This is a genomic window from Collimonas arenae, from assembly GCF_000786695.1.
GTDB lineage: Bacteria > Pseudomonadota > Gammaproteobacteria > Burkholderiales > Burkholderiaceae_D > Collimonas > Collimonas arenae_A.
In genome coordinates, this window is sequence record NZ_CP009962.1 from 1,030,155 (window position 1) to 1,055,190 (window position 25,036).

Consider the following 25,036-nt stretch of genomic DNA (forward strand, 5'->3'; position numbering starts at 1 on the left):
CTATGTCTTCTCGACTTTGACCAGGAACGACTTGAATTCCGGCGTCTGCGAATTGCCATCTCCCACGCCCGGCGTCAGCGTGTTGGCGAGATAGCCCGGTTTGGTCAGGCCCTTGAAGCCCCAGTGGATAGGGATGCCGACGTGATGCACAGGTTTTCCTTCAATCGTCATTTTCTTGATGCGCTTGGTCACCACCGCCACGGCAACGATATAGCCGCGCTTGGAGCTAACCTTGACCCGCTCACCGGCCACTACGCCGACTTCCTTCGCCAGATCCTCGCCGATTTCAACGAACTGCTCCGGCTGGAGAATGGCGTTGAGACGCGCATGCTTGGTCCAGTAATGGAAATGCTCGGTGAGGCGGTAAGTAGTGCCGACGTGCGGGAAGGCGTCAACCTTGCCGAACATGGCGCGGTCGTCAGGGAACACGCGAGCGCCAGGATTGCTGGTTGCGCTTGCATTCTTCGGGAACAGCGGGTTATAACCGACCGGCGTTTCGAACGGTTCGTAGTGCACAGGGAACGGGCCTTCGGCCATGCCGGCGCGGGCGAAGAAACGCGCCACGCCTTCCGGATTCATGATGAACGGCCCCATGCCGCCGGCAGGGTTTTCGTCTACCTTGAAATCGGGGACGTCGACGCCACCCCACTTGTCGCCGTTCCAGCCGATCAGCTTGCGCTTGGCGTCGAACGGCTTGCCATTCACATCGCAGGAAGCGCGGTTATACAGGACGCGGCGGTTGGCCGGCCACGCCCAGGACCAGTTGAGCGTTTGGCCGATGCCGGTAGGGTCCGAATTGTCGCGTCTCGCCATCTGGTTGCCTGCTTCAGTCCAGCAGCCGCTGAAGATCCAGCAACCGCAAGCCGTGCTGCCGTCGTCGCGTAGTTCGGCAAAGCCGGCCAGCTGTTCGTTTTTCTTGCGAGTGATCTTGCTGGCGTCTTTCGGATCGGCCAGGTCGCTCAGGGCGCGGCCATTGTATTCCCTGGCCAGTTCCACGGCCGTCGGGCTTTCTGGATCGGCATAGGGCCAGGACAGCTTGACGATAGGGTCGGGATATTTGCCGCCGTCCGTTACATACATCTTGCGCATCTTCAGGAACAGGGTCGACATGATTTCCAGGTCGCTGCGCGCTTCGCCCGGAGGTTCCGCGCCTTTCCAGTGCCATTGCAGCCAGCGGCCGGAATTCGTCAGCGAACCTTCTTCTTCGGCAAAGCAGGTGGTCGGTAGCCGGAATACCTCGGTTTGTATCTGGCTCGAATCGACGTCGTTGAACGCGCCGTGATTCTTCCAGAATTCGGAAGTCTCGGTCGCGAGTGGATCCATCACCACCAGGAACTTCAGCTTGGCCAGGCTGGCGCCGATCTTGCCCTTGTCGGGCGCAGCCGCTAGCGGATTGAAGCCCTGTGCGATATAACCGTTGACCTTGCCCTGTTTCATCAGCTCAAATATTTGCAGCATGTCATAGGGCTTGTCGAGCTTGGGCAGGTAGTCGTAGGCCCAGTTGTTGTCTGCGGTGGCGGCGTCGCCCCACCAGGATTTCATCAGGCTGACATGGAATTTTCCGTAGTTCTGCCAATAGCTGAGCTGGTTGGGACGTAGCGGCTTGCTGGCGCGGGCGGCGATATATTTGCCGAAATCCTGCTCGGATTCGGAGGGCAGGGTCATGTAGCCTGGCAGCAGGTTGGTCATCAAGCCCAGATCGGTGAGTCCCTGGATATTCGAGTGACCGCGCAGGGCGTTCATGCCGCCGCCGGCGATCCCGATATTCCCCAGCAACAGCTGCACCATGGCGCCGGTGCGGATGATCTGCGAGCCGATCGAGTGTTGGGTCCAGCCGAGTGCATACAAGATCGTACCTGCGCGGGTCGGCGATGCCGTCGAGGCCAGCATTTCGCACACTTTAAGGAATTTTTCCTTGGGCGTGCCGCAGACGCTTTCCACCATCTCCGGCGTGTAGCGCTCGTAGTGTTGTTTCATCATGTTAAAGACGCAGCGCGGATGGGTCAGGCTCGGATCGGTCTTTACAAAACCGTCTTCGCCCACCTCGTAGTCCCAGGTTGTCTTGGTGTAGTTGCGCTTGTCGGCGTTGTAGCCAGAGAAAATGCCATCGTCGAAGGCATAGTCTTCGCGCACGAGGAAGCTGAAATCGGTGTAATTCTTGACGTACTCGTGCTGGATCTGATCTTTCTCCAGCAAGTAACGAATCACTCCGCCGAGGAAAATAATGTCAGTGCCGGTCCTGATAGGCGCATAGAAATCCGCCACCGAGGCCGAGCGCGTAAAACGCGGATCGACCACAATCAGCTTTGCCTTGTTATGCGCCTTGGCTTCGGTCACCCATTTGAAGCCGCACGGATGGGCCTCGGCTGCATTGCCGCCCATGATAAGGACAACGTCCGCATTCTTGATGTCGACCCAATGATTCGTCATCGCTCCACGGCCAAACGTCGGGGCAAGACCTGCCACCGTCGGACCGTGTCAGACACGCGCCTGGTTGTCGAACGCCAGCAGCCCGAGGCTGCGCATGGTTTTATGGGTCAGATAGCCGACTTCATTGCTGCTGGCCGACGCCGCCAGCATGCCTGTGGTTAGCCAGCGGTTGACGGTTAGTCCCTCCGGCGTCTTTTCGATGAAGTTGGCGTCCCGGTCCTGTTTCATCAGGGTAGCGATACGGCTTAACGCATCGTCCCACGACATGCGTTTCCACTCTTTGGAGCCCGGCGCCCGGTATTCCGGGAACTGCAGCCGACTGGGACTGTGTACGAAATCCAGCAGGGAAGCGCCTTTCGGGCAGAGCGTGCCACGATTGACCGGGTGGTCGGGGTCGCCTTCGATATGGATGATGCTGGCTTTGGCATTCTTGGCGCCGTCACCGAGGCTGTACATCAGGATTCCGCAACTGACGGAGCAATAGGGGCAAGTATTACGGGTTTCGACCGTGCGCGTCAGCTTGTAGCTGCGTACTTCGGCCAGCGCAGGGGCGGGAGAAAATCCCATCAGCGCCAAGCTTGAACCTGCCAGGGTTGCGCCAGTCGTTTTAAGGAACTGGCGCCGGGACATGTGAACCATGGGTAGACCTCTCTTTGCGCATTAATGCCAAACAGTGTTCTGAACATGCGTTTTTATTATAGGATGGATTATTGTTTGCCAACAGAAGGAAATGTTGCACCCCCCCGGCTGTTACGGCAGTTTCGTCCTGCGCAGGCTGGAAAAACATGCTTTTTATTGATTGTTTGATAAATATCAACAAGGTGGACAGATGCCGTGGTTCACGTCGTCATTGCAACGCGGCATAATACGGCCATGGAACAACAAATTCTCGAAATCGATATTGCCGACTGGCAGATCAACACGCCAAACTCGGCCTGGATTTCCGCGCTTGAAGCCGGAAAAGTCCTGTATTTCCCACATCTGAGTTTTGCATTCACTGCCGATGAGCAGCGTTTCCTGACACCGGAGATCCGGGATCCCAAAAGCCGCAACATCAGTCTCGACGCGAACGGCAAGCTGAAGGGCGCGCTTGGTAATGCGGCTGACCAGATCGCCTTGGCCAAGATGATCGGACGTTTTCGCAGCCAGGCCCAGCAGTTGATCTATTCCCTGTTGCCAGCGTATGCCGACACCCGTAGCGAATTGCGCATGGCCCCCACCAGCTACAGGCCGATGCAAGTGGAAACCCGTGCCCAGTCGTGGCGGGCCGATGACCGCCGCCTGCATGTCGATTCTTTCCCGTCACGCCCGAATTACGGTGAGCGGATCTTGCGCGTGTTTGCCAACGTTAACCCAGACGGCGTGCCGCGCGTCTGGCGTGTCGGTGAGCCGTTCGAAGATGTCGCGCAACGGTTCCTGCCGCGCGTCAAAGCCTATTCGCGCTGGCAGGCAAAGGCCATGAACGCCTTACACATCACGAAGTCGCTGCGTAGCGAATACGATCATCTGATGTTGCAACTGCACGACGCCATGAAGTCCGATCTTGAGTACCAGAAAAACGGTCCGCAAGTAACCCAGCCATTTGCCGCCGGATCGGTGTGGGTGTGTTTTTCCGACCAGACACCGCATGCGGTGATGGCCGGCCAGTACATGATGGAACAGACCTTGCATTTGCCAGCTGCGAAGCAGTACGACCCAGGCGCCAGCCCGCTGGCGATCCTGCGCCGCCTGACTGGCCGCGTGCTCACGGAATGAAGGCTGCATCGGGTTTTGATGCAGGGCGGGCCTGGCGCATTCGTTTGCTGTACTCGGCGGTATGGTGGCTGGCGATGCCGATGGTATTGCTGCGCTTGTGGCGGCGCGGCGGCAAGGAGCCAGGTTACCGCCAGCATGTGGCGGAGCGCATCGGGTTTTATCCTCCCATGGCGCAGCATCTGGCGACAAGCAAATTCCTGTGGGTGCATGCCGTTTCCGTTGGCGAAACACGCGCCGCCGAGCCTTTGATAGCCGCTATGCTTGATGCTTATCCGGACTATACCATCCTGTTGACGCACATGACCGCAACAGGCCGCGCGACCGGGCATTCTCTGTTCGGCAAATTTCCCCGCGTGGTGCAATCCTTTCTTCCTTACGATACCGGCTGGATGGTCGGGCGTTTCCTTCGTCACTTCAAGCCAAGTCTGTGCGTATTGATGGAAACGGAAGTATGGCCGAACCTGATCGCGCAGTGCGGTCGTTACAAGGTGCCGGTCGCACTGGTGAATGCGCGACTGTCGGAGCGCTCCCTGCGTCGCGGCAAGCGATTTTCCACGCTGATGACAGAAGCCGCCGGCGGGATGTCCTGCGTCGGCGCGCAGACCGATGCAGATGCAGGCCGCTTACGACAGCTTGGCGGCCGCAATGTGCAGGTGACCGGTAGCGTTAAATTCGATGTCACTCCGCCGCCGGCCTTGTTGGCTGCGGGTGCCGCGATACGAGCGCAGATAGGTAGTCGTCCGGTATTGTTGTGCGCTAGCACCCGCGAGGGCGAAGAAGACTTGATACTCGAAGCTTTGTTCCGGCGCGGCCAGAATCCGGCATGGTCGAATATTTTGACAGTAATCGTACCGCGTCATCCGCAGCGTTTTGACGAAGTTGCCCAGCTGGCGGCAGCGAAGGGATTGTCGTCGTTGCGCCGCACCGGACTTGGCAGCGACGCCGTGCCGCCCGAAACAAGAATACTGGTGGGCGATTCAATGGGCGAAATGTTCGCCTACTACGCTGTTTGCGATGTTGCGTTTATCGGCGGTAGCCTGTTGCCGATGGGAGGGCAAAACCTGATCGAGGCCTTTGCCGTAGGCAAACCGGTATTGATTGGTCCCCATACGTTTAACTTCTCCGCCATCACCGAGCAGGCCATTGCGGCCGGCGCCGCGCGTCGCGTGACCGATGTCGAGAATATGCTAGATGAGGCGCTGTATCTGTTGCAGAGCCGGGAGCAACGGCAAGCGATGGGCCAGCAGGCTAGCAGTTTCGCGCGGCAGCATCGAGGCGCTACCGCGCGAACCATGGCATTGCTGCAGCCTTTAATCTCTTCCGAGTTCTCTGTCCCATGCACATCGCCGTGATCGCAACCAAAGTGCTCAGCACGCTCTTGCTGATGCCCACGAATCTTATCTTGTCCTGTTTTGCCGGGATCCTCTTGCGTCGCGCTTATCCACGTTTGGGTGTCACTCTGAGCGTTGCTTCGCTATTGTTGCTTGGGATATTGAGCAGCAAGGCAGGGGCGTTGCTGCTGGTGGTGCCGTTAGAGCAACGGGTCCCGGTTTTGTCTGCGGCAGGCCTGCATGATGCACAGGCGATTGTGATATTGGGCGGCGGCCGCTTGGGAAATGCGCCGGAGTATGGCGCTGCCGATGAGCCGAATTACTGGACTCTGGCTCGTTTGCGTTACGGTGCAAAGATATATCGCCAAACGGGTTTGCCGATATTGGTATCGGGCGGGAGTCCCGAGGGCTGGCCGTCATCAGAAGCTGAAATGATGGCAAACAGTTTGCGGGAAGATTTTTCTGTGCCGGTAAAGTGGCTGGAAGATGTCTCTGATAATACCGAACAGAATGCATTATTTTCTGCAGAAATTCTGAGGCGGGCAGGGGTGGGCCGGATTTTACTAGTCACAGATGCTTTACATATGTCTCGCGCTCAAATTCTTTTTGAGAAGACCGGATTGGAAGTGGTGGTCGCACCGACGGTATTTTTTAGTAGGGACAGGCTGACGTTGCTGAGTTTCATGCCTTCTGGGGAGGGTATGCGTCGCAGTGAATATGCATTACATGAGTGGCTGGGAATGCTGTGGCATTTTCTGCAACGCAGCAACTTGTAACGCTTGTAACATATGGGAACCGCTCGACAGCGGGCTGGCTCAAATACAACAAAAACAACTGAATCCAGAGGCCTGTACATTCGTCTAAGACTGAAACTATCATGCGTTTCAATGGTATGCAGGACTCAAATTTGCTATCCTTCGCTAATTTTTAAAAAGCTTGATAGTGGTTCGTTTTAATGGCTTTTTTATTAATTTTCATGGAAGACTCAGTCCTTAGGCTTTGAGGATTCGATAACATAGGCTAGCAAGGACAACAATTGGGCATCCCTTCATCCCATAATCCGGTTTCCGGCGTAATTCTCGCGTCTCATCCTATGCATATTGCATTTGGTGTAGACATCAATTACTACAGAGGCATGGGCGTCGCCATGACCTCCGTGCTGAGAAACAATCCTGGCATGACGTTCGTGTTCCACGTCTTTGCATTTTCTATTACCGATGACAGTCGGCGCCGCTTGGCGGAATTGGAAAGCCAGTACAACACTACCATCAATATCCACATGCTCCACACCAGCGTGTTGGCCGAGTTTTCGCAATTTCCCTGCTTTTCTCAGCATCCGCTAGGTACATTCGTTCGGCTCCTGATTCCCAATTTGCTTCAGGGAATTGCCAGTAAAGTACTTTATATGGATGCCGATATCTTGTGTATGGGAAAACTTGATGGATTATCCTCTATAGAAATAGATGACTATATAGCCGCAGTGGTTCATGATCAGATGGAAACCACGGCGAAGACACAAATTGCCAGATTGAATTTGTCGCATCATGAATATTTCAATGCGGGTGTCATGTACATCAATGTTGACAACTGGATAGCGAACGATTCGCAAAACAAGGCATTAACGATTTTGTCGACGCAGGAGTTGGTTTTTGCAGATCAGGACGCATTAAATATTGTGCTCAACGGGCACACAATATATATCGAAGAAAAATGGAATTTTCGCTACCATCTGGTGGATTTTCTCAGTAAGGGCGAGAAGCATTTGAAAGTAACAGAACCGGTTGTATTCATGCATTTTACCGGCCCTGTAAAACCTTGGCATGATTGGTGTTTGCACGAAGCAAGAGCCATATTCATTGAATATCAAGTGCAATCTTCTTGGGCAGATATGCCATTGGACCAGCCTAAAACTGTCAGGGAATTGAAGTTGTTTTCGAAATTTCTCATCAAGCAGCATAGAGTCGTTGATGGTGTGCTTTGGCATATTAGGTATTTATATGCAAGATTTATTCGTAATTTTAAGACTTTGACTGGGTAAATCCAAATATTATTGCATTACATTAATAGTATATTTTTAACGAAAGCTGAGTTTTCTTTTTTAAAGAAAATAAAGCAATAAGTTGTTCTTTGAATTTTAAAATATCCGCGAATCGGAGAAGCATTTGCGTTACTCGAAATTGCTGGTTACTGCCTTATTGATTGCATTTTATATACTGGCATTAGTTGTAGATCGATCTGCCGGGGTGATTTTTGGCCTGTTGTTATTATTTGGCCTAGTTTTCCTAGTATCTGGGAAAAAAGCGAATGATAAATCATTCGTTCAGTTAGTAAAAGAATACTGGCCGCTTCATCTGACAATGTGCGCCTGGCTAATTGCTGTATTGGCTAATCAGATTGGATCCGGTCATTTTCTATGGCGAACATATGATCCCCCATTCCGGCTAGCGATGTTCGTCCTGGTTTTCTGGGTAATGTCCTTTCTGTCTATCAGATACATGAAGTACGTTCAGTGGGCTTGGGTGATAGGAGCATTCCTGTCGGCGGTTAAAATCCATGTGCTTACTGGCGGCGGGGCAATGCGTTACGGATCGGATTTTATTCCCATTATTATCTTTGGTGAACTCACCTTACTGCTAGGAATTTTCTCTGCTTTATCTATCGTTTGGAATAAGCCAGAGAACAAAATTGCTATTTTTTTCAAAATAGCGGCGCTGTGTGCCGGATTATATGCCGCATATTTATCACAATCGCGCGGTGTATGGTTGACCATTTTTGTATTTATTGCCATAGCACTTTTAGTGACCAAAAATATTCGTTCCAGCTATAAATTGTCAGTCGTCATTTCTTTTGTTGTTTTTTTGGGTGCAATATCTTATTTTGGAAATATTGTAAAAGAACGAGTTCTGATTGGGGAAAGCGATATCACGCAATATTCTGCGGGGAAAAATATCGATACTTCTTTGGGGACGCGTCTCCAACTCTGGCACGGTTCTTGGGTATTGTTCACCGAACATCCACTCACAGGAGTTGGTGTGGAGGGTTTTCCACTGGCATTGGAAGAACTTTCCAAGCGAAATATTATTACTCCTCTTTCTGCAACTTTCCCGCACTCTCACAATGAAATATTGTTTATGATGTCGAAGCTTGGTTTGTTTGGATTATTTACAATACTAGCATTGTACTGCACACCAGCTTATTATTTCTTTCGCAATATACGTAATAATGATTCAGAAATTCGTTATATAGCTGCAATGGGTCTTGCATTGTGCCTTGGATTTTTTACATTGGGATTAGTCGATGTTGTATTTTTGTGGTGGGAAGTTTATCCTTATTACACTATAAGCATAGCTTTTTTCTTAATATATATTATGAAGAGAAAAGAATTTCTAGATAAGCCAAAAGAATCGCATCAATAAAAGTATTGCTTAGCATAGTTATGCAAATAATTAATTTTTGAGACTGCATATAACAAAGCGCCACGTGTAAACGTGGCGCTTTTCATTTATCTCGTTCCGATCGATAGAATTTTTGTACAGTCACCTGCCGGGGAGATTGCAACAAAGAATTCATATTTAAATACAGATGGTGATCGTCATTTATTGACGTTGTAGGCTTAGGCATCAGAAAAACCGTTTGGATTCATATTCTGCCAACGCCACGAGTCGGCACAAATAGTATTGAGGTCGCGGGTCGCCCGCCAATTGAGGATTTCAGCGGCCAGCGACGGATCCGCGCAGTAGGCGGGTACGTCACCGGGGCGTCTTGCGACAATTTCATAAGGAATTGAGTGGCCGCATGCTTTCTCATAGCTGCTAATTACTTGCAGCACGCTGACACCTTTCCCAGCACCGAGATTGACTGTGAATGATGCACCTTTGTGAAGTAAATGCGAAAGTGCCGAGACGTGTCCCTCAGCCAAATCCATCACGTGAATATAATCACGCACGCCAGTACCGTCCTCCGTTGGATAGTCACCACCATAAACGCGTAATTTATCCCGCTTGCCAACAGCAACCTGCGCCACGTAGGGCATCAAGTTGTTAGGCAGGCCAAGAGGATCTTCACCGATCAAACCACTTTCATGAGCGCCAACGGGATTGAAGTAGCGTAAATAGCCGATGCGCCAATCTGGGTCAGAGAGTTCCAGGTCATGCAAAATTTGCTCGCTCATCACTTTGGTTTGGCCATAGGGATTGGTTGGACGCAGAGGAGAGTTTTCCACGATTGGCACCGATTCCGGATTACCGTAAACCGTTGCAGATGAACTAAATACCAAAGTTTTGACGGTATGCTGCGCCATAACCTGACATAAATTCAACAAGCCATTTAGATTCGTATCGTAATATGCAAGCGGTTTTTCTACCGATTCTCCCACGGCTTTCAGGGCGGCAAAATGGATTACTGCATCTATTTGGTACTTTGAGAAAAGACTATCTAGCAAAGTAGCATCGCGCACATCCCCTTCGATGAAATGCAATTTTTCACCGGAAATCGTGGCAACTCGTTCTACAACTGCATACATGCTATTGCAAAGATTATCCAGACCGATGACGTTATATCCGGCGGCAAGCAAGGCGCACCAAGTATGAGAGCCTATATATCCGGTTGCCCCAGTGAGAACAATGGTTTTCTTCATAGGAAATTCATTTCGATTTTTATTATCAGCAAGGAAAAGTCTCATTATATTCTTGGCTTAGCCGCAAACATGAGTGGCGAAAAAAAACGCCGCATTTGTGCGGCGTTTTTTGTAAATAGAACTAGACGGAATGAAGAATCACGATTTGGTTGTCACCGTATTTTCATTCAACCCACCGCCCAACGACCGATACAGATCGATCGCATTATTCAAACGCAGCTGCCGTGTTTGAATCAAGGATTGCTGCGCCGAGAACAGATCGCGCTGGGCATTCAAACGGTCGGTTGAACTGGCGATGCCGTTCTTGTAGCGCAAATCGGTCAGCTTGACCCGTTCTTCCTGGGCCTTGAGGAAGGCGTCTTGCGCGGCCAACTGCTCTTCCAGTGTGCCGCGAGCGACCAGCGCATCGGAAACTTCCCTGAAGGCGCTCTGTATGGTTTTTTCGTAATTGGCAATCGCCAGATTCTTGCGAATCTCGCTCAGCGACAGATTGGCGCGGTTGCGTCCGCCTTCAAAAATCGGCAGTGTCAATTGCGGTACGAATGACCAGGTGCGGCTGCCTGCCGAGAACAGGCTGCCCAGTGAGGTGCTGGAATTGCCGATGCCAGCCGTCAGTGAAATGGTCGGGAAGAAAGCCGCACGCGCAGCGCCGATATTTGCATTGGCGGAGCGCAACTGCTGCTCAGCCTGGCGGATATCGGGACGGCGGTTCAGCAAGTCGGATGGCAGGCCGGCGGGAATGTCGGTGACGATTTTTTCATCCGACAACGATTGCGGCGCTGGCAGGTCGCCCAATGGCTTGCCGACCAGTAGCACCAGGGCGTTGGTGGCTTGCTCGCGCTGACGCACCAGCGTCGCCAGCGATACGCGGGCGGATTGGACCAGGGTTTCCGAGTTTCTCAGGTCGAGCGCGGAAGATGCGCCTACTTCAAAGCGCATCTTGTCGAGCTTGTAGTCATCCAGACGACTATCCAGGGTTTGCTGCGCCAACCGTTGTTGCTCGGCATATGACTGCTCTGTCAGATAAGCTTGGGCGACCTGCGAAATCAAACTGATTTGTGCCGATTGCTTGGCTTCTTCTGTTGCCAGATAGGTCGCCAGCGCTGCATCTTTCAGGCTGCGCACGCGGCCAAAGAAATCCAGCTCGAATGCTGTCATGTTCAGCCCGACCGCGTAGGCGGTACCTACCGCCGGTTGGCCAGGGACCAGTTGATCCGAGGCGGTACGGCCGCGGGTACGGCTGAAGTTGCCGTTAAAGTTAGGCAAGGCATCGGCGGCGGTGATGCCGTACTGCGCCCGCGCTTCCTCGATGTTCAAGGCTGCGGTACGCAAGTCACGATTGTTTTCCAGCGCGGATGCGATCAACGCCTGCAGGCGCTGGTCCGGGAAGAACTCGCGCCAACCGAGTTCCACCGCATCCAGTTGCGCCTTGCCTTCGGCAGCAGCCGGGTAGCTGCCAGCTACAGGCGCCTCCGGCCGCACGTAGGTCGGCGCCAAGGTGCAACCCGAGAGGACGCCTGCCAGCAGCAGGGTGCCGGTCAAGTGCTTGGGTAAAGTGTTAAACATGCTGACTCTCCACATCTATTTTTTTGTTGGCATCATGCAGCTTCTGCAGGCGTTCGCTGCCTTTGAAGAACCTGCGCACCACCACGAAGAACACCGGCACCAGGAACACGGCCAGGACTGTCGCTGTGATCATGCCGCCCATGACGCCGGTACCGATTGCGCGCTGGCTGCCTGAACCGGCGCCGGTCTTGATCGCCAGCGGCAACACGCCGAGGATGAACGCAAACGACGTCATCAGGATCGGACGGAAGCGCAGATGGACTGCCTCCAGGGTAGCTTCGATCAGGCCCTTGCCTTCAGCTTGCAAATCTTTAGCGAATTCGATGATCAGAATCGCGTTCTTTGCCGACAAACCGACCACGGTAATCATCCCGACCTTAAAGTAGACGTCGTTCGGCATGCCGCGCAAAGTCACGCCCAGCAACGCACCGAGAATACCCAGCGGCACCACCAGCATCACTGCCAGAGGAATCGAAGTGCTTTCATACAACGCCGCCAGCACCAGGAATACGGCGATCAGCGACAGCAGGTACAGCATCGGCGCTTGCGAACCGGACGTTTTTTCTTCCAGCGACTGGCCTGTCCATTCAAAGCCGAAGCCTGGCGGCAGTTTGGCAGTCAGTGCTTCCATTTCATCCATGGCTTCACCAGTACTATGGCCAGGCGAGGCGCCGCCGGAGATTTTCATCGCCGGATAGCCGTTATAACGCGTCAGTTGCACAGGGCCCTTGGTCCACTCCGAGCTGGTGAATGACGAGAACGGCACCATGGTGCCCTGGGTGTTCTTGACATACAGCCTGGCGAGGTCTTCCGGTTGCAGGCGTTGCGGTGCATCCGCTTGCACGATCACGCGTTGCTGGCGTCCCTGGTTAGGGAAGTCATTGACGTAGGACGAACCGAGTGCAGTCGACAGCGTGCTGTTGATGGCGCTGAACGATACGCCCAGCGCATTCGCCTTGTCGCGGTCGATATTGAGTTGCAGCTGCGGCGAATCTTCCAAACCTTCAGGTCGCACCCCTGCCAAAATTTTGCTTTGGGAAGCCATGCCGAGCAACTGATTGCGTGCAGCGGTCAATGCCGCATGTCCTTGTCCCGAACGGTCTTGCAGGCGGAAGGTAAAGCCGGTAGCGTTACCCAGTTCCGGGATTGGCGGAGGATTCAGCGGATAGACGATGGCGTCCTTGATTTGCGAGAACACGCCAAATGCCTTGCCGGCAATCGCGTCAGCCGATTCAGCAGGTCCACGCTCGCTCCAGTCCTTGAGCGGCGTGAATACCAGGCCGGCATTCTGACCGTTACCGGAGAAGCTGAAGCCGGTAATCGCCACCACATTGGCTACCGCAGGCAATTTCCCGTAATACGCTTCGATCTGCTTGATCACCTCCAGGGTGCGGTTGCTGCTGGCGCCGGCAGGCAATTGCACGTTAGTGACAATATAGCCCTGATCTTCGCTTGGCAGGAATGATGCTGGCAGACGGGTGTACAACACTCCAACGCAGATCAGGATGGCGCCATACACCACCAGGTAGCGACCGGTCTTGGTCAGCATCTTGGCGACAAAGCCCTGATAGCTGTTGGTAGTAGCGTTGAACTTGCGGTTGAACCAGCCGAAGAAGCCTGTTTTTTCGTGATGATGGCCTTTTTCCACAGGTTTCAGGATGGTGGCGCACAGTGCCGGCGTCAGCGTGAACGCCATCAATACCGAGAACACCATTGAAGCTACCATCGACAACGAGAACTGGCGATAAATCGCACCCACCGCGCCGCTGAAGAATGCCATAGGGATGAACACGGCGATCAGCACCAGCGTGATACCGATCAGCGCGCCGGTGATCTGGCCCATCGCCTTGCGGGTTGCTTCACGTGGCGACAAACCTTCTTCGCTCATGATGCGCTCGACGTTTTCTACCACCACAATCGCATCGTCGATCAGGATACCGATCGCCAGCACCATGCCGAACATGGTCAGGACGTTGATCGAGAAGCCGAACAGCAGCAGCGTGGCGAAAGTACCCATCAGCGCGACCGGCACAACCACTGTCGGAATCAGGGTATAGCGGATGTTCTGCAGGAACAGGTACATCACCAGGAACACCAGGATGATCGCTTCCACCAAAGTCTTGACCACTTCTTCAATCGAAATCTTGACGAATTTCGACGTATCGTAAGGGATCTCGTAGGTAACGCCGGCCGGGAAGTACTTGGACAGCTCTTTCATCTTGGCTTTGACTGCCGTTGCGGTGCCCAAAGCATTCGCAGTTGGCGACAATTGCACACCGACGAAGGAAGTCGGCTTACCGTCCAGACGGCCGGCAGTGGCATACGACTGGCCACCGATTTCAATACGCGCAACATCGCGCAGACGGACAATGGAACCATCCGAATTGGCGCGCAGCTGGATCTTGCCGAACTGTTCGACGGTATTCAACTGGCCGGTCGCCACCACGGTTGCAGAAATCTGCTGCGAGCCAGGGCTAGGCAGATCACCCAGCGTACCGCCCGCAACCAGCGCATTTTGCGCGGTGATGGCGGCGGTGACGTCCGCCGGAGTCAGGTTGAGACCGACCAGCTTGGCGGGGTCGATCCAGATCCGCATGGCGCGTTCGGTACCGAACAGCTGTGCCTGACCGACGCCAGGCACACGTTTGATTTCATTGAGCACGTTGCGCGACAAATAATCGCCCAACGCAATCGGATCAAGCTTGCCGTCGGTCGACGAGAGACCGATAAACATCAGGAAGTTACTGCGCGACTTGGTGACCTGTACGCCATTCTGGGTCACAACTGCCGGGAGCCGCGCTTCCACGCGTTTCAGACGGTTTTGCACATCCACCGCAGCCAGGTCGGCGTTGGTTTCTGGCGAAAACGTCACGGTGATGGATACCGAGCCGTCGGCCTGGCTTTGCGATTCGATGTACTGCAAGCCATCGGCGCCGTTCATTTCCTGTTCGATCAGGCTGGTAACGCTATCGTCAATGGTTTGCGCGGTGGCGCCGGGATAAGCAGCGCTGACGACAATCGTCGGCGGTGCAATCGAAGGATACTGGGCCACCGGTAACTGCGTGATCGCCAGAGCACCCCCGAGCAGGATGAATATCGCGAGCACCCACGCAAATACGGGGCGATCGATGAAAAACTTGCCCATCAGTAGGCTCCTTATTTAGCTTTAGATGTTGAATCAGCTTGCGGAGCGGCGGCTGCGGCTGCTGCGGTTGCATTTGCTGCTGGAGCGGCAGCCGGATGCCAAGGCGATGGATTGACCACCGCGCCTGGTTTCACTTTTTGCAAACCGTCGACGATGACCTTGTCGCCAGCTTTCAAGCCGTCAGTAACGATCCAGCTGTTGCCTTGCGCGGTGTCGGCTTTCACTGGCTGTACTGTCACTTTGTTGCCGGCGCCGACCAAGAACACCGACGCGCCGTTGAGGTCGCGCTGGACGGCTTGTTGCGGCACGGTCAGGGCTGAGGCATTGACTGCCTGCTCCAGCTTGGCGCGTACGTACATGCCCGGCAGCAGGCTGTGGTCCGGATTAGGGAATTCAGCGCGCAAGGTAACCGAGCCGGTATTCGGATCAACCGTCAGATCCGAGAACAGCAGCTTGCCTGCTTGCGGATAGGCATGGCCATCTTCGGTTTCGAGAGTGACCTTGGCCTGGCCCTGGCCCGCGCTTTGCAGCTGACCGTTGCGCATTGCTTCCTGCAATTTGAGGATGTCAGTGCTGGACTGGGTCAGGTTGACGTAGATCGGATCGATCTGCTGTACGGTTGCCAGCTGCGTCACTTCGCCCTGGCCAACCAGCGCGCCTTCGGTTACCAGCGCTTTGCCGATGCGGCCCGAAATTGGCGAGATCACTGTCGCGTAGCCCAGGTTCAGGCTGGCAGTTTCACGGGCGGCTTTTGCGGATGCAACATCTGCCGCGGCTTGCTTTTGGACAGCCACGGTGTCGTCATAATCCTGTTTGCTGACCGCATTCACTTCCACCAGCGGCTTATAGCGCTGGGCTTTCAGCGTGGCGGTAGTCAGATTGGCTTCAGCCTTTGCGAGCGTAGCCTGCGCACTGTCATAGGCAGCGCGTAGCGGAGCCGGATCGATCAGGTACAGAGTCTGGCCAGCCTTGACATCGCTACCTTCACGGAAAGTACGTTTGAGCACGATGCCGGCGGCGCGGGCGCCGATCTGGGCGATGCGGGTAGCTTCCAAGCGACCAGGCAATTCGGTTGTGAGGGCGAGCCGTTCCGGTGCGATAGTGATGATGGAAACGCCGGCTGGAGGCGGTGCTCCTTGAGCGTCTGGCTTTTTGCCGCAAGCGGCAACTGCGGACAATACCGCGACGGCCAGGGTGATACGCGTGAGACGACTGATAGAGCTAACTGAATTCATAAAATTCTCGCACGGTAATTGAGGAAGGACTGCAAATCTGACAGGTGTTTCTGTTTCTGGAAATGACATAGGATATCTAAGTAATTGCTTTGATGCACCGGACGCTCTGCCTGAAAGCGGGTTGGATGGCCGGAATGCTGCTATTATACATACATGCACGAATGTATGTGAAAAGTTATACCGACCAGTGTACTTGATGCGCGTTAATATTTTAACATTTGCTGCAAATGCACAAAATGTCGTAACAATCCGGAGATTGACTCAACATGGCTAGAAGTACAAAAGAAGAAGCACTGGAAACGCGCGGCCGCATCCTGGATGCGGCCGCGGAAGTGTTTCATCAGCACGGCGTATCGCGGACTACCCTGGCTGATGTCGCCAGTGCAGCTGACGTGACGCGCGGTGCTATCTATTGGCACTTCAAGAACAAAAGCGATTTATTTGATGCAATGTGCGAGCGGGTGCGCCTGCCGATGGAAGCGATGATTGAAAAAACCGCCGACGAAAATGCGCATGATCCGTTAAATCAGTTTCGCAACAGATGTTTGTATACCCTGCAAGAAGCGACGCTGAACCCGCAGTCGCGCAAAATTTTTGAAATCGTTCTGCACAAGTGCGAACTGGTAGACCCTGAGGATCCTATTTATATCCGCCAGCATGAATGTTTCTTGCAAGGCCGTACCGATATAGAACGCTTGTTGCGCTTTGCGATTGCAAAAGGACAGCTGCCGCGCGACTTAGATCCTATCTTGGCAGCGGTCATGGTGCAAGGGCTGTTGTTTGGTATTTTGAATAACTGGACCTTCAGCCCGCACAGCTTTGATCTCCCGGAGAACGTAACCAAGGTGGTCGACAACTGCATTCACATGTTCAAGACTTCGCCGTTCATCCTGAAAACACCGCGATCCTAGATCGGATTAGCGCAACGCGTAGCAGAGAATCCGACCTTGCATATCCATCCGACAGGCTTCAGTTCAATAGGTCGCCGGGGCCAGCAAGACATTGATCTGCTGCAGATCTTCTTCCTTCAGGGTGCCAACTGCGGACTTCAGTTTCAGGCTATTCATTAGCGTGTCGTAGCGCGCCTTGGCCAGATCCCTGCGCGTGGAATACAGCTGCTGTTGCGCATTCAGCACATCGATATTGATGCGCACGCCGACCTGATAGCCAAGACGATTCGAATCCAGCGACGACTGGCTGGAAATCTCGGCCGCCTCATAAGCCTTGACCTGGGCCAGGCCGCTACTGACGCCAAGATAGGCTTGGCGCGCATTCAATGCCGCAGTCCTGCGAGCATTTTCCAGGTCAGAGCGTGCCTTGTCTTCCAATGCCACCGCTTGCCGCACGCTGCTGTTGACCGCGCCGCCGGCATATAAAGGAATAGTCCACTGCACGCCGATCGAGTTGGTCATCTGCGAGACGTTGTAGAAGGGAATATCGCTGCCGCTGACATCCGAATGCGCACGACTGGCGATCAGGTCAACCGTCGGCAGGTGGCCTGCGCGGCTTTTCTTGATGTCGTACTTTGCCGTATCTAGCGCAATCTGTTGGCCGATCACGCCGAAATTCTGATCTTCCGCGCTGCTGACCCAGGTTTCGATCGCCGCAGGTTGCGGTGCGCTCAGCTGGACCCCGGGGCGCAAGGTCGCCAGCGGCGCGGGCGGCTTGCCGATAATCTGCTGCAGGACATTGCGTGCGACTTCCAAATTGTTGGCCGCGGCGATTTCCTGCGCGATTACCAGGTCGTAACTGGCTTGCGCCTCGTTGGTATCGGTGATGGTGGCGGTGCCGACTTCGAAATTGCGCTTGGCGGAAGCCAGTTGCTCGGCAATTGCACTCTTTTGCGCCTGCAGGGAAGCCAGGACGTCCTGCGCTGTCAGCGTATCGAAATAAGCCTGACTTACCCGCAAGATCAGATCCTGCTGGGCCTGGGCAAACTTGACTTCGCCCGCAGCCACCGACAGTTTGCTTTCCTGGTACTGCTGCCAGTAAGCCGGCCGGAATAGCGGTTGGGTCAGTTGCAGGCTGTAATTATTGGTGATGGTGTTCCACGATTGTCCGGAGCGGCTGTAATTGCCGCCGAAGCCGACCACCGGCAGCAGCGCCGCGCGGCCCTGGACGCTGGTCTCGTTGCTTGCACTCAGCGCATAACGCGCACTGGTATAGACCGGATCATTGGCCAGCGCCAGCTGATAAGTCTGGACCAGGTCGACCGCCTGTGCATTCGCCGCCAGCAATGCGCTGGCGATCAAAGAGGCGACCACAATGGTATTGCGCATTACACTCTCCGAAGCATAGGGGGTCGGGTCGGGCTTAGTAGGTCGGCATGGCAGGATCAACCTGCTGGGCCCAGGCATGGACACCGCCGGTCAGGTTGCTGACCGAGGAAAAACCGTGGCGTTCAAGAAACGCCGCGACCTGCATACTGCGCGTGCCATGATGGCAGATGCAGACGATGGCCTGGTCTTCTTCCAGATCGTTCAGATGCGCCGGAACCGTTTGCATCGGCATCAGCTGGGCTGCGGCGATGTGGCAAGTTTCGTATTCCCACGGTTCGCGCACATCCAGCAGCAACGGCGTCGGCCGCTGAGGGTCAGCAATCCAGGCGGCCAGTTCTGAGGCGGTTAGATGTTGCATAGTCTCGATCAAGCCCGGTTTAGAATTTGAACTGGGAATGGACGGCGGCTTCGCGCAATGGCTTGACGTCCGTCTCAAACAAATGCACCGTGGTGTAATTGGTGTCCGAAGTGCGGGTAATGATTTGTGCAAACATCACCGGCGCGTCGCCTACGATGGCGACGATACGGCCGCCGACATTGAGTTGCTTGAGAAAAGCATCCGGCAACACCGACAACGAACCCGAGATGAAGATCACGTCGAAGGTCTTGGTTTCGCTCAGATCCCAGCCTTGGGCGCCGTTGCCTTGGGCGACATCGACATTGGTGATGCCATAGGTGACCAGGTTGCTGGCGGCCAGCGCCTTCAGTTCCGGATCGATTTCAACTGTCGTGACATGTCTAGCCTTGTAGCACAGCAAAGCAGCCATATAGCCCGAGCCCGAGCCGATTTCCAATACTTGTTCGTGTTTCTTGACTGCGGCTTCCTGCAGCAAGCGCGCTTCTAACTTTGGCGGGAACATGCTTTCGCCATTTGCGCCAGGCAGCGGGATCTCGGTGTCGGAAAACGCCAGGCTTTTGTAGGCTGCCGGCACGAAGTCTTCGCGGCGGACTACCGTCAGCAATTCCAGAATGTCCAGATCCAGCACGTTCCAGGGGCGAATTTGCTGTTCGATCATATTGAAGCGGGCTTGTTCGATATTCATGGTTAAGGCTCGGTAATGAAAATAAAGGGCTCATTCTATCAAAGGCCACCCTTAAAAACCTATTGCACGGTGTGGCAAATAAAGCATTCAGGGGTGGCAATTGCGCGCTTCAGGGTATTCGGCATGGCTTGCGCTCAGCCGGATGCCGGTTTTGACTGCTGCAGGCCGTTCAGACACAAATCGATGAAGCTGTTCAGATAGCTTGCCGAATCCAGTGCTTCCTTGTGGCAGGGATTGAAAGGTTGCTGCCATATCATCAACATAATCACGGGTGCAACGATCACATTGGCAGTTTGGCGGACGTCAATCGCGCGGAATTCGCCACGCTCGACGCCGCGCTCAAGCATACGCACGATCATGGCGTCGCCGCGGGCACTGATTTCTTCGCGGTAGAAGGTCGCCAGCTCTGGGAAATTGGCTGACTCAGCCATCATTAGCTTGGTGATGCCGGCTAGTTTGGTGGCGCCGATACGCTCCCACCAGCCGAGAATCAGCTCGCGGAACAAGTCTGTGCTGGCGCCGCTATAACCGTCAATGGTATCGTCGGCTTCATCCAGCACCGGCAGCATGTTTTCGCGCACCACTGCCTTGAACAATTCTTCCTTATTCTCGAAGTACAGGTAGAGCGTGCCTTTAGAGATGCCGGCGCGCGCGGCTACGTCACCCAGCCGGGTAGCGGCAAAGCCGCGCTCGACGAACAAATCCAGCGCGGCCGCCAGTACTTCCTGCGGCCGTGCTTCTTTGCGTCGTGCCCAGCGGGGTTTGGAGCTGAAAGGGCAGTTCATGAATCCTGAAATTACTGACTTAAGAGTCAGTAATGTAAGCGGCAAAGTGCCTGATGTCAACTTCCGATCTATTTTTCCCTCAGAGCGTCAAGCCTGTTGTCTGTCAAGAATGGCAAGCCCGCCAACCACGTGCCATGCGTTTTGATAGCCGAGCCGGCGCAGGCAGGCGACCGCTTTACCGCTGCGATTGCCGCTACGGCAGAAAAATACCAATGGCACCGGATCATTGCGCAGCCATTGCGGCAGGTGCGAGGTCAGGCGGCTCAGCGGTGCATGTAGCACGGTCGTTCCGGTTATCGTAACCACGCCCGCCGCTTGTTCATAGGTTTCACGAACGTCCACCAGGATTGCGTCAGGATGGTTTGAAAGGAATTGGTCAAGCGCTGCTGCCGACAGATGCATGTTGTCCGTATTACTGTCGATCTTGGCGCCTGCCGCTTGGCTTTGTTCCGCCCGCAGGCTGGTGCACAACAGATTGGCGTCGTCGCGCGCGGAGCAAAGCAGTGTGTCAGGGTCGATCAATGCCGACGCTATCGTTGCGGCCGGCAATTCGCCAATAAAGGCAAAGTGCGCCGAAAAAGGTTCATCCTTGGCATCCCCGAGCAAGTAAATCTGATGCTCACCTAGCGGCATGCGGATTAATTTCCGAGCGCCCAGCATGACTGCCGTCGTTGCCGAACCTTCTGATGCCGGCCAGCCGAACGCGTCGTGGCTGCCGATAGCATCGGCGTGACTACCCAGTGCACCCGCCAATTCAATTCTGGCTTCATCGCCATCTGGCCGTATGTGGTTACAAAGAACCGCACTCAACCGGTAGTTTTGGCTGCGTACATAGGCCGCCAGCCGCGGCGCCAGCGCCGGCGATGGGTCGATGATGACGCAGTTGCGGGTTGCGCCATCGGCTACCAGCCAGGCATTGGCGCCTTCCTGGTTGAATTGGACCACTTCGTCGCGGATCGCAGCCGACAGCGTAGTCGTACTGCCATTACGCCAGGCAATGCCACAATGTTCGATGCGCGCGCAGGCGGCGTTAATGAAAGCGTCGTCGGCAAGAGGGCCGAACGACATGCGAATCGCCGAACTGCTACGCCATTCCGGCAGATGCATCGCCTCCAGAACGTAGCTGGGAGCTGCTTTTGCTGCCGAGCAGGCGCTTCCGGAGCTGACCCGCACCTGCGCAGCGTCGAAAAGATCCAGCAATTCCTTGCTGGACATGCCCGGTACAGAGAAATTGAGTGTGGTCGGCAGCGTTTTCTCCAGCGGCAGATTAAATACGATATCCGGAAAGGCTGTGCGCAGGCTGGCGGCCAGGCGGTCGCGAAAGGTATGCAGTTGCTGGTGATTGCGAAAGGTGACGCCGTCTTCCAGCGCTGCCAGAACCGCACCGAGTGCAGCAATGCCGGCCATGTTTTCGGTGCCGGAACGTTGCCCGGATTCCTGGCCACCGCCCATCATTAACGGTGTAAAAGGCGTTCCGGGGCGCACGTAGAGCATGCCGATGCCCTTGGGCGCATACAACTTATGCCCTGAAAATGTTGCGTAATCGATGCGGGTAGCAGCCAGGTTCAGCTGCATCTTCCCCAGCGCCTGGACGCAGTCGACCAGCCAGTAGGCATCGCTACATGTCTCCTGCAGCACTGCTTCAATCTGCGCCAGCTCGGAGATGACGCCGGTTTCGTTGTTAGCAGCCATGGTGCATATCAGCGCCGCGTCCTTGGCTAACAGGCGCAGCGCATCAAGATCATGCAAGCCATCGGCGTCGACAGGGAGTTTTATCATTTCCAGATTCAAGCCCAGCAGTCGATTCCAGTGCGCCAAGCTTTCCGGCACTGCCTTGTGTTCCGTGGCACCGTAAAGCAGGAATTTGCCGATGAATTCGCCGCCGGACTGCCGTTCACGCAGGGCGCACAGCGCCGACAGCACTGCAGTCTGGATGCCTTCGGTGGCGCCGCTGTTGAACATCAGCCGGCCATCGCCTGCGCCAAGCAGGCGCGCCGCACGTTGCCGCGCCTGGCTCATCATGGCCTTGGCGCGGATGCCGGTAGCATGTGTGCTGCTGGGATTTCCAAAGCACTGTGACATTGCCTGTGTTGCGGCTTCGATAGCGGCAGGCAGGACTGCGGTAGTGGCGTTTCCGTCCAGATAAATTTCAGTCATTTTTTTCATCGGCAATAAACTTGGTAATAGTTTACTGTTTTCGATGGGTAAAGACATGCTAAAAATACCTTGTATTTGATAAAATACGAAACGTTTAATCTACTTATTTTATAAATAAAGTATAAATATGCTAAACCGATCTACGCTAGATAGATTCGATCATGCGATTCTCGCTGCGCTACAAATTGATGGGAGCCTGTCCGTCGCTGTACTTAGCGAGAAGATCGGCCTTTCCAGTACGCCTTGTTGGAAACGCCTGAAGCGATTGGAGGATGAAGGTTATATCGAGCGGCGTGTGGCCATCGTCAACCGCGACAAAATCGGTTTGCCTGTGACCGTGTTCGTCAGCATGCGCACCGGCCAGCATGATGAAAAATGGCTGGCCAAATTTGCCGCCGCGGTGACGGCATTGCCGGAAGTGCAGGAATTCCATCGCATGAGCGGAGACGTCGACTATTTGTTGAAAGTGGTCACGACCGACATCCAGGGTTATGATCTTTTTTACAAGAAACTGATCAAGCTGGCGCAACTGCATAGCGTTTCGTCGGCATTTTCAATGGAGCAGATCAAATCCACTACGGCGCTGCCGCTGGAACTGATAATGACGATGGGCTGACGAGATGGCGGTAGAATCTGGCCTTGCTTCAATCTTCCATTAAATCTGGTCATTTTCACATGTTTTCAATACGCTCTTTATCCGGCAGGGCCATAACTTGAGCGCGTCAATCCTGGTTTGTCGTCCGGATTGCGGCGCCTGTTGTACTGCGCCCTCGATCTCGTCGGCGATTCCCGGCATGCCCAAGGGCAAACCGGCGGGGGTGCGATGCGTTCAACTGGACGCAGCAAATCTTTGCCGGATTTTCGGTAGCCCAGAACGGCCCGCCGTTTGCGCCAGTTTGCAACCTGCGGCAGACATGTGTGGCACTTCGCGGACGCATGCGATGCATTACTTGGCAACGCTTGAGCAATTGACCGCAGGGTAGAATTGCTCCTTTGTCCGTTGGCAAATAAGGAAATCTGAATGAAATCAATCTGGCCTGCATCTAGCAAGGCAATTACTATGTTGCTGGCCTTGGCCGCAGCACTGTTGCTGGCATCCTGCGCAGCGCTGATCGGGCCGCGCGATATTGCGTTTCCGCTGACCAAATTGCAACAATCCGTGGACAAGCGCATGCCTTATTCGCAGCGCTATCTGGGTATATTTGAAATCACCGCCGACAAGGCTCAACTGAGTTTTCCGGCCGGGCAGAATCGCCTGGCGATGAACACAGACGTCACGGTGGCTTTGCCGTTGCTGGGCAAGTCGTGGAGCGGGAAAATGGCAATCTCCGGCGTGCTGACGCTGGATAACGCACAGAACGCCGTTACCTTGACTGATCCGAAACTGGATAGCCTGGTCCTCAATGGCCTGGACAATACGTACGCCGCACAAGTGACACAGATCGGCAATCTGCTGGCGCAACAACTGCTAACCAAGCTGCCGCTGTACACATTCAAGCCGGAAGATCTGCACTATGCCGGCGTTGCTTTCATGCCGACTCGCATCGCTAGCAAGCCGGAAAACTTGGTGGTCACTTTCGAACCGGTAAAATAGCGTTCTTGTTTTAAGAAAGCGCTCGCCACACGCTGGTGGTTGGGACGGTATCATTGGCCCGCCGCGACATTAACTTATTTTTCATTTTTTACCCCCTTCGACATGGATATACTTCTCGCGTTAAAAGTTCTCATCATGGGTCTGGTAGAGGGCTTCACCGAGTTCCTGCCGATTTCTTCGACCGGCCATCTGATCCTGGCCGGCAGCCTGTTGGACTTTACCGCTGATATCGGCCGCGAAAAGGCAGAAGTGTTCGAGATCGCCATCCAGGCCGGTGCGATTTTCGCTGTCTGCTGGGAATACCGGGTGCGCATTGGCGCTGTTCTGCGTGGCCTACCCAGCGATTACAAGGCGCGCAAGCTGGTCCTCAACCTGATCATTGCATTTATGCCAGCGGCGATACTCGGCCTGCTATTTAGCAAGATGATCAAGGAAAAACTGTTTGCACCGCTGCCGGTGGCGATTGCATTGATTATCGGCGGCTTCGTGATTCTTTGGGTCGAGCGCCGCAACAACGCACGCAGCAAGACTGGCGACAGCGTGGCGCGGGTCGAGTCGGTCGACGACATGACGGCGATGGATGCCTTGAAGATCGGGTTTGCCCAGGCTTTTGCGCTGATTCCCGGCACCAGTCGTTCCGGCGCTACAATTATCGGCGGCATGATGTTTGGCCTGTCGCGCAAGGCTGCCACTGAGTTTTCCTTTTTCCTGGCCATCCCGACCCTGTTTGCCGCCACCATTTATTCTCTGTATAAAGATCGCGCGCTGCTCTCGGCGGCTGATATTCCCTTGTTTTCGATTGGCACCGTAGCGGCGTTCATCTCGGCTTTCCTGTGTGTGCGCTGGTTACTGCGCTATATCAGCAGCCACGATTTCACCGCGTTTGCGTGGTACCGGATTGTGTTCGGGCTGGTGGTGATCGTGACCGGATACACGGGCTGGGTCAGCTGGGTACACTGAGCGCCAAGCTTAGAGACTGTTGCAAACGCACCTGGCGTTGTTGCTCCTCCTAGCCATCTGTGTTTGCCATAACCTCTTCGTTGAATTTGTTGTTACTGCTTTAAAAAATATAACCCTCTA

At 54.6% G+C, this 25,036-nt stretch carries 20 protein-coding genes; 10 read left to right on the forward strand and 10 right to left on the reverse strand.

What is annotated here, in order from left to right; all coding sequences use genetic code 11:
• Positions 1-3,069, reverse strand: coding sequence for a formate dehydrogenase-N subunit alpha (gene fdnG, locus LT85_RS04620; protein WP_156117426.1), 3,069 nt, complete (start codon positions 3,067-3,069; stop codon positions 1-3).
• A 234-nt stretch (positions 3,070-3,303) separates the two neighbouring features.
• On the opposite strand from fdnG, the gene LT85_RS04630 reads away from it, so the two are divergent.
• The 5 genes from LT85_RS04630 (at position 3,304) to LT85_RS04650 (ending at position 8,932) form a co-directional block, all read left to right on the forward strand.
• Positions 3,304-4,185 carry a Kdo hydroxylase family protein gene (locus LT85_RS04630; protein WP_038485871.1) on the forward strand — a complete coding sequence of 294 codons (882 nt, stop codon included), beginning with the start codon at positions 3,304-3,306 and terminating at the stop codon, positions 4,183-4,185.
• A complete protein-coding gene (waaA, locus tag LT85_RS04635) occupies positions 4,182-5,537 on the forward strand; it encodes a lipid IV(A) 3-deoxy-D-manno-octulosonic acid transferase (RefSeq protein WP_253273664.1) in 1,356 nt (451 codons plus the stop codon). Before LT85_RS04630 ends, waaA begins: the two co-directional genes overlap by 4 nt.
• Positions 5,534-6,292 carry a YdcF family protein gene (locus LT85_RS04640; protein ID WP_253273665.1) on the forward strand — a complete coding sequence of 253 codons (759 nt, stop codon included), beginning with the start codon at positions 5,534-5,536 and terminating at the stop codon, positions 6,290-6,292. Before waaA ends, LT85_RS04640 begins: the two co-directional genes overlap by 4 nt.
• Before the next feature lie 260 nt (positions 6,293-6,552).
• On the forward strand, positions 6,553-7,554 hold the full coding sequence (locus tag LT85_RS04645; protein WP_253273666.1) for a glycosyltransferase family 8 protein: 1,002 nt from the start codon (positions 6,553-6,555) through the stop codon (positions 7,552-7,554).
• A 124-nt stretch (positions 7,555-7,678) separates the two neighbouring features.
• Complete coding sequence (locus LT85_RS04650; protein WP_038485877.1) at positions 7,679-8,932, forward strand: O-antigen ligase family protein; 1,254 nt, start codon at positions 7,679-7,681, stop codon at positions 8,930-8,932.
• A gap of 197 nt (positions 8,933-9,129) precedes the next feature.
• Here the strand turns inward: LT85_RS04650 and galE are convergent, their stop codons facing one another.
• From galE to LT85_RS04670, 4 genes are all read right to left on the reverse strand, one after another.
• Complete coding sequence (gene galE, locus LT85_RS04655; protein ID WP_038485880.1) at positions 9,130-10,152, reverse strand: UDP-glucose 4-epimerase GalE; 1,023 nt, start codon at positions 10,150-10,152, stop codon at positions 9,130-9,132.
• A 138-nt stretch (positions 10,153-10,290) separates the two neighbouring features.
• Entirely contained in the window at positions 10,291-11,718 is a 1,428-nt protein-coding gene (locus tag LT85_RS04660; RefSeq protein WP_038485882.1) for an efflux transporter outer membrane subunit, read from the reverse strand.
• Positions 11,711-14,863 (reverse strand): efflux RND transporter permease subunit, encoded by a 3,153-nt coding sequence (locus LT85_RS04665; RefSeq protein ID WP_038485885.1) that lies wholly within the window; start codon positions 14,861-14,863, stop codon positions 11,711-11,713. Before LT85_RS04665 ends, LT85_RS04660 begins: the two co-directional genes overlap by 8 nt.
• A gap of 11 nt (positions 14,864-14,874) precedes the next feature.
• A complete protein-coding gene (locus LT85_RS04670; RefSeq protein ID WP_038485888.1) occupies positions 14,875-16,098 on the reverse strand; it encodes an efflux RND transporter periplasmic adaptor subunit in 1,224 nt (407 codons plus the stop codon).
• Between the two features lie 266 nt (positions 16,099-16,364).
• Between LT85_RS04670 and LT85_RS04675 the strand changes: the two genes are divergently transcribed.
• Positions 16,365-17,009, forward strand: a complete 645-nt coding sequence (locus LT85_RS04675; protein ID WP_038485891.1) for a TetR family transcriptional regulator — start codon at positions 16,365-16,367, stop codon at positions 17,007-17,009.
• 63 nt (positions 17,010-17,072) lie between these two features.
• Here LT85_RS04675 and LT85_RS04680 read toward each other — a convergent pair whose 3' ends face one another.
• From LT85_RS04680 to LT85_RS04700, 5 genes are all read right to left on the reverse strand, one after another.
• Positions 17,073-18,377: a TolC family outer membrane protein gene (locus tag LT85_RS04680; RefSeq protein ID WP_038485894.1), complete on the reverse strand. Its 1,305-nt coding sequence runs from the start codon at positions 18,375-18,377 to the stop codon at positions 17,073-17,075.
• Between the two features lie 34 nt (positions 18,378-18,411).
• Positions 18,412-18,735 (reverse strand): rhodanese-like domain-containing protein, encoded by a 324-nt coding sequence (locus LT85_RS04685; RefSeq protein ID WP_038485897.1) that lies wholly within the window; start codon positions 18,733-18,735, stop codon positions 18,412-18,414.
• 19 nt (positions 18,736-18,754) lie between these two features.
• Positions 18,755-19,420: a protein-L-isoaspartate O-methyltransferase family protein gene (locus LT85_RS04690; protein ID WP_038485900.1), complete on the reverse strand. Its 666-nt coding sequence runs from the start codon at positions 19,418-19,420 to the stop codon at positions 18,755-18,757.
• Positions 19,421-19,554: 134 nt separating this feature from the next.
• The gene (locus LT85_RS04695; protein ID WP_038485903.1) at positions 19,555-20,205 is read right to left on the reverse strand and encodes a TetR/AcrR family transcriptional regulator; all 651 of its coding nucleotides are present in this window, start codon (positions 20,203-20,205) and stop codon (positions 19,555-19,557) included.
• A gap of 87 nt (positions 20,206-20,292) precedes the next feature.
• Entirely contained in the window at positions 20,293-22,362 is a 2,070-nt protein-coding gene (locus tag LT85_RS04700) for an aminotransferase class V-fold PLP-dependent enzyme (RefSeq protein WP_052134656.1), read from the reverse strand.
• Positions 22,363-22,489: 127 nt separating this feature from the next.
• Between LT85_RS04700 and LT85_RS04705 the strand changes: the two genes are divergently transcribed.
• The 4 genes from LT85_RS04705 to LT85_RS04715 all read left to right on the forward strand — a co-directional run bounded on the left by LT85_RS04705 (position 22,490) and on the right by LT85_RS04715 (position 24,916).
• A complete protein-coding gene (locus tag LT85_RS04705; protein ID WP_038485910.1) occupies positions 22,490-22,978 on the forward strand; it encodes an Lrp/AsnC family transcriptional regulator in 489 nt (162 codons plus the stop codon).
• 112 nt (positions 22,979-23,090) lie between these two features.
• Positions 23,091-23,345: a YkgJ family cysteine cluster protein gene (locus tag LT85_RS25810; protein WP_081992731.1), complete on the forward strand. Its 255-nt coding sequence runs from the start codon at positions 23,091-23,093 to the stop codon at positions 23,343-23,345.
• Positions 23,346-23,383: 38 nt separating this feature from the next.
• A complete protein-coding gene (locus LT85_RS04710) occupies positions 23,384-23,956 on the forward strand; it encodes a DUF1439 domain-containing protein (RefSeq protein ID WP_052134657.1) in 573 nt (190 codons plus the stop codon).
• A gap of 102 nt (positions 23,957-24,058) precedes the next feature.
• Positions 24,059-24,916 (forward strand): undecaprenyl-diphosphate phosphatase, encoded by an 858-nt coding sequence (locus LT85_RS04715; protein ID WP_038485913.1) that lies wholly within the window; start codon positions 24,059-24,061, stop codon positions 24,914-24,916.
• Positions 24,917-25,036: the final 120 nt, after the last annotated feature.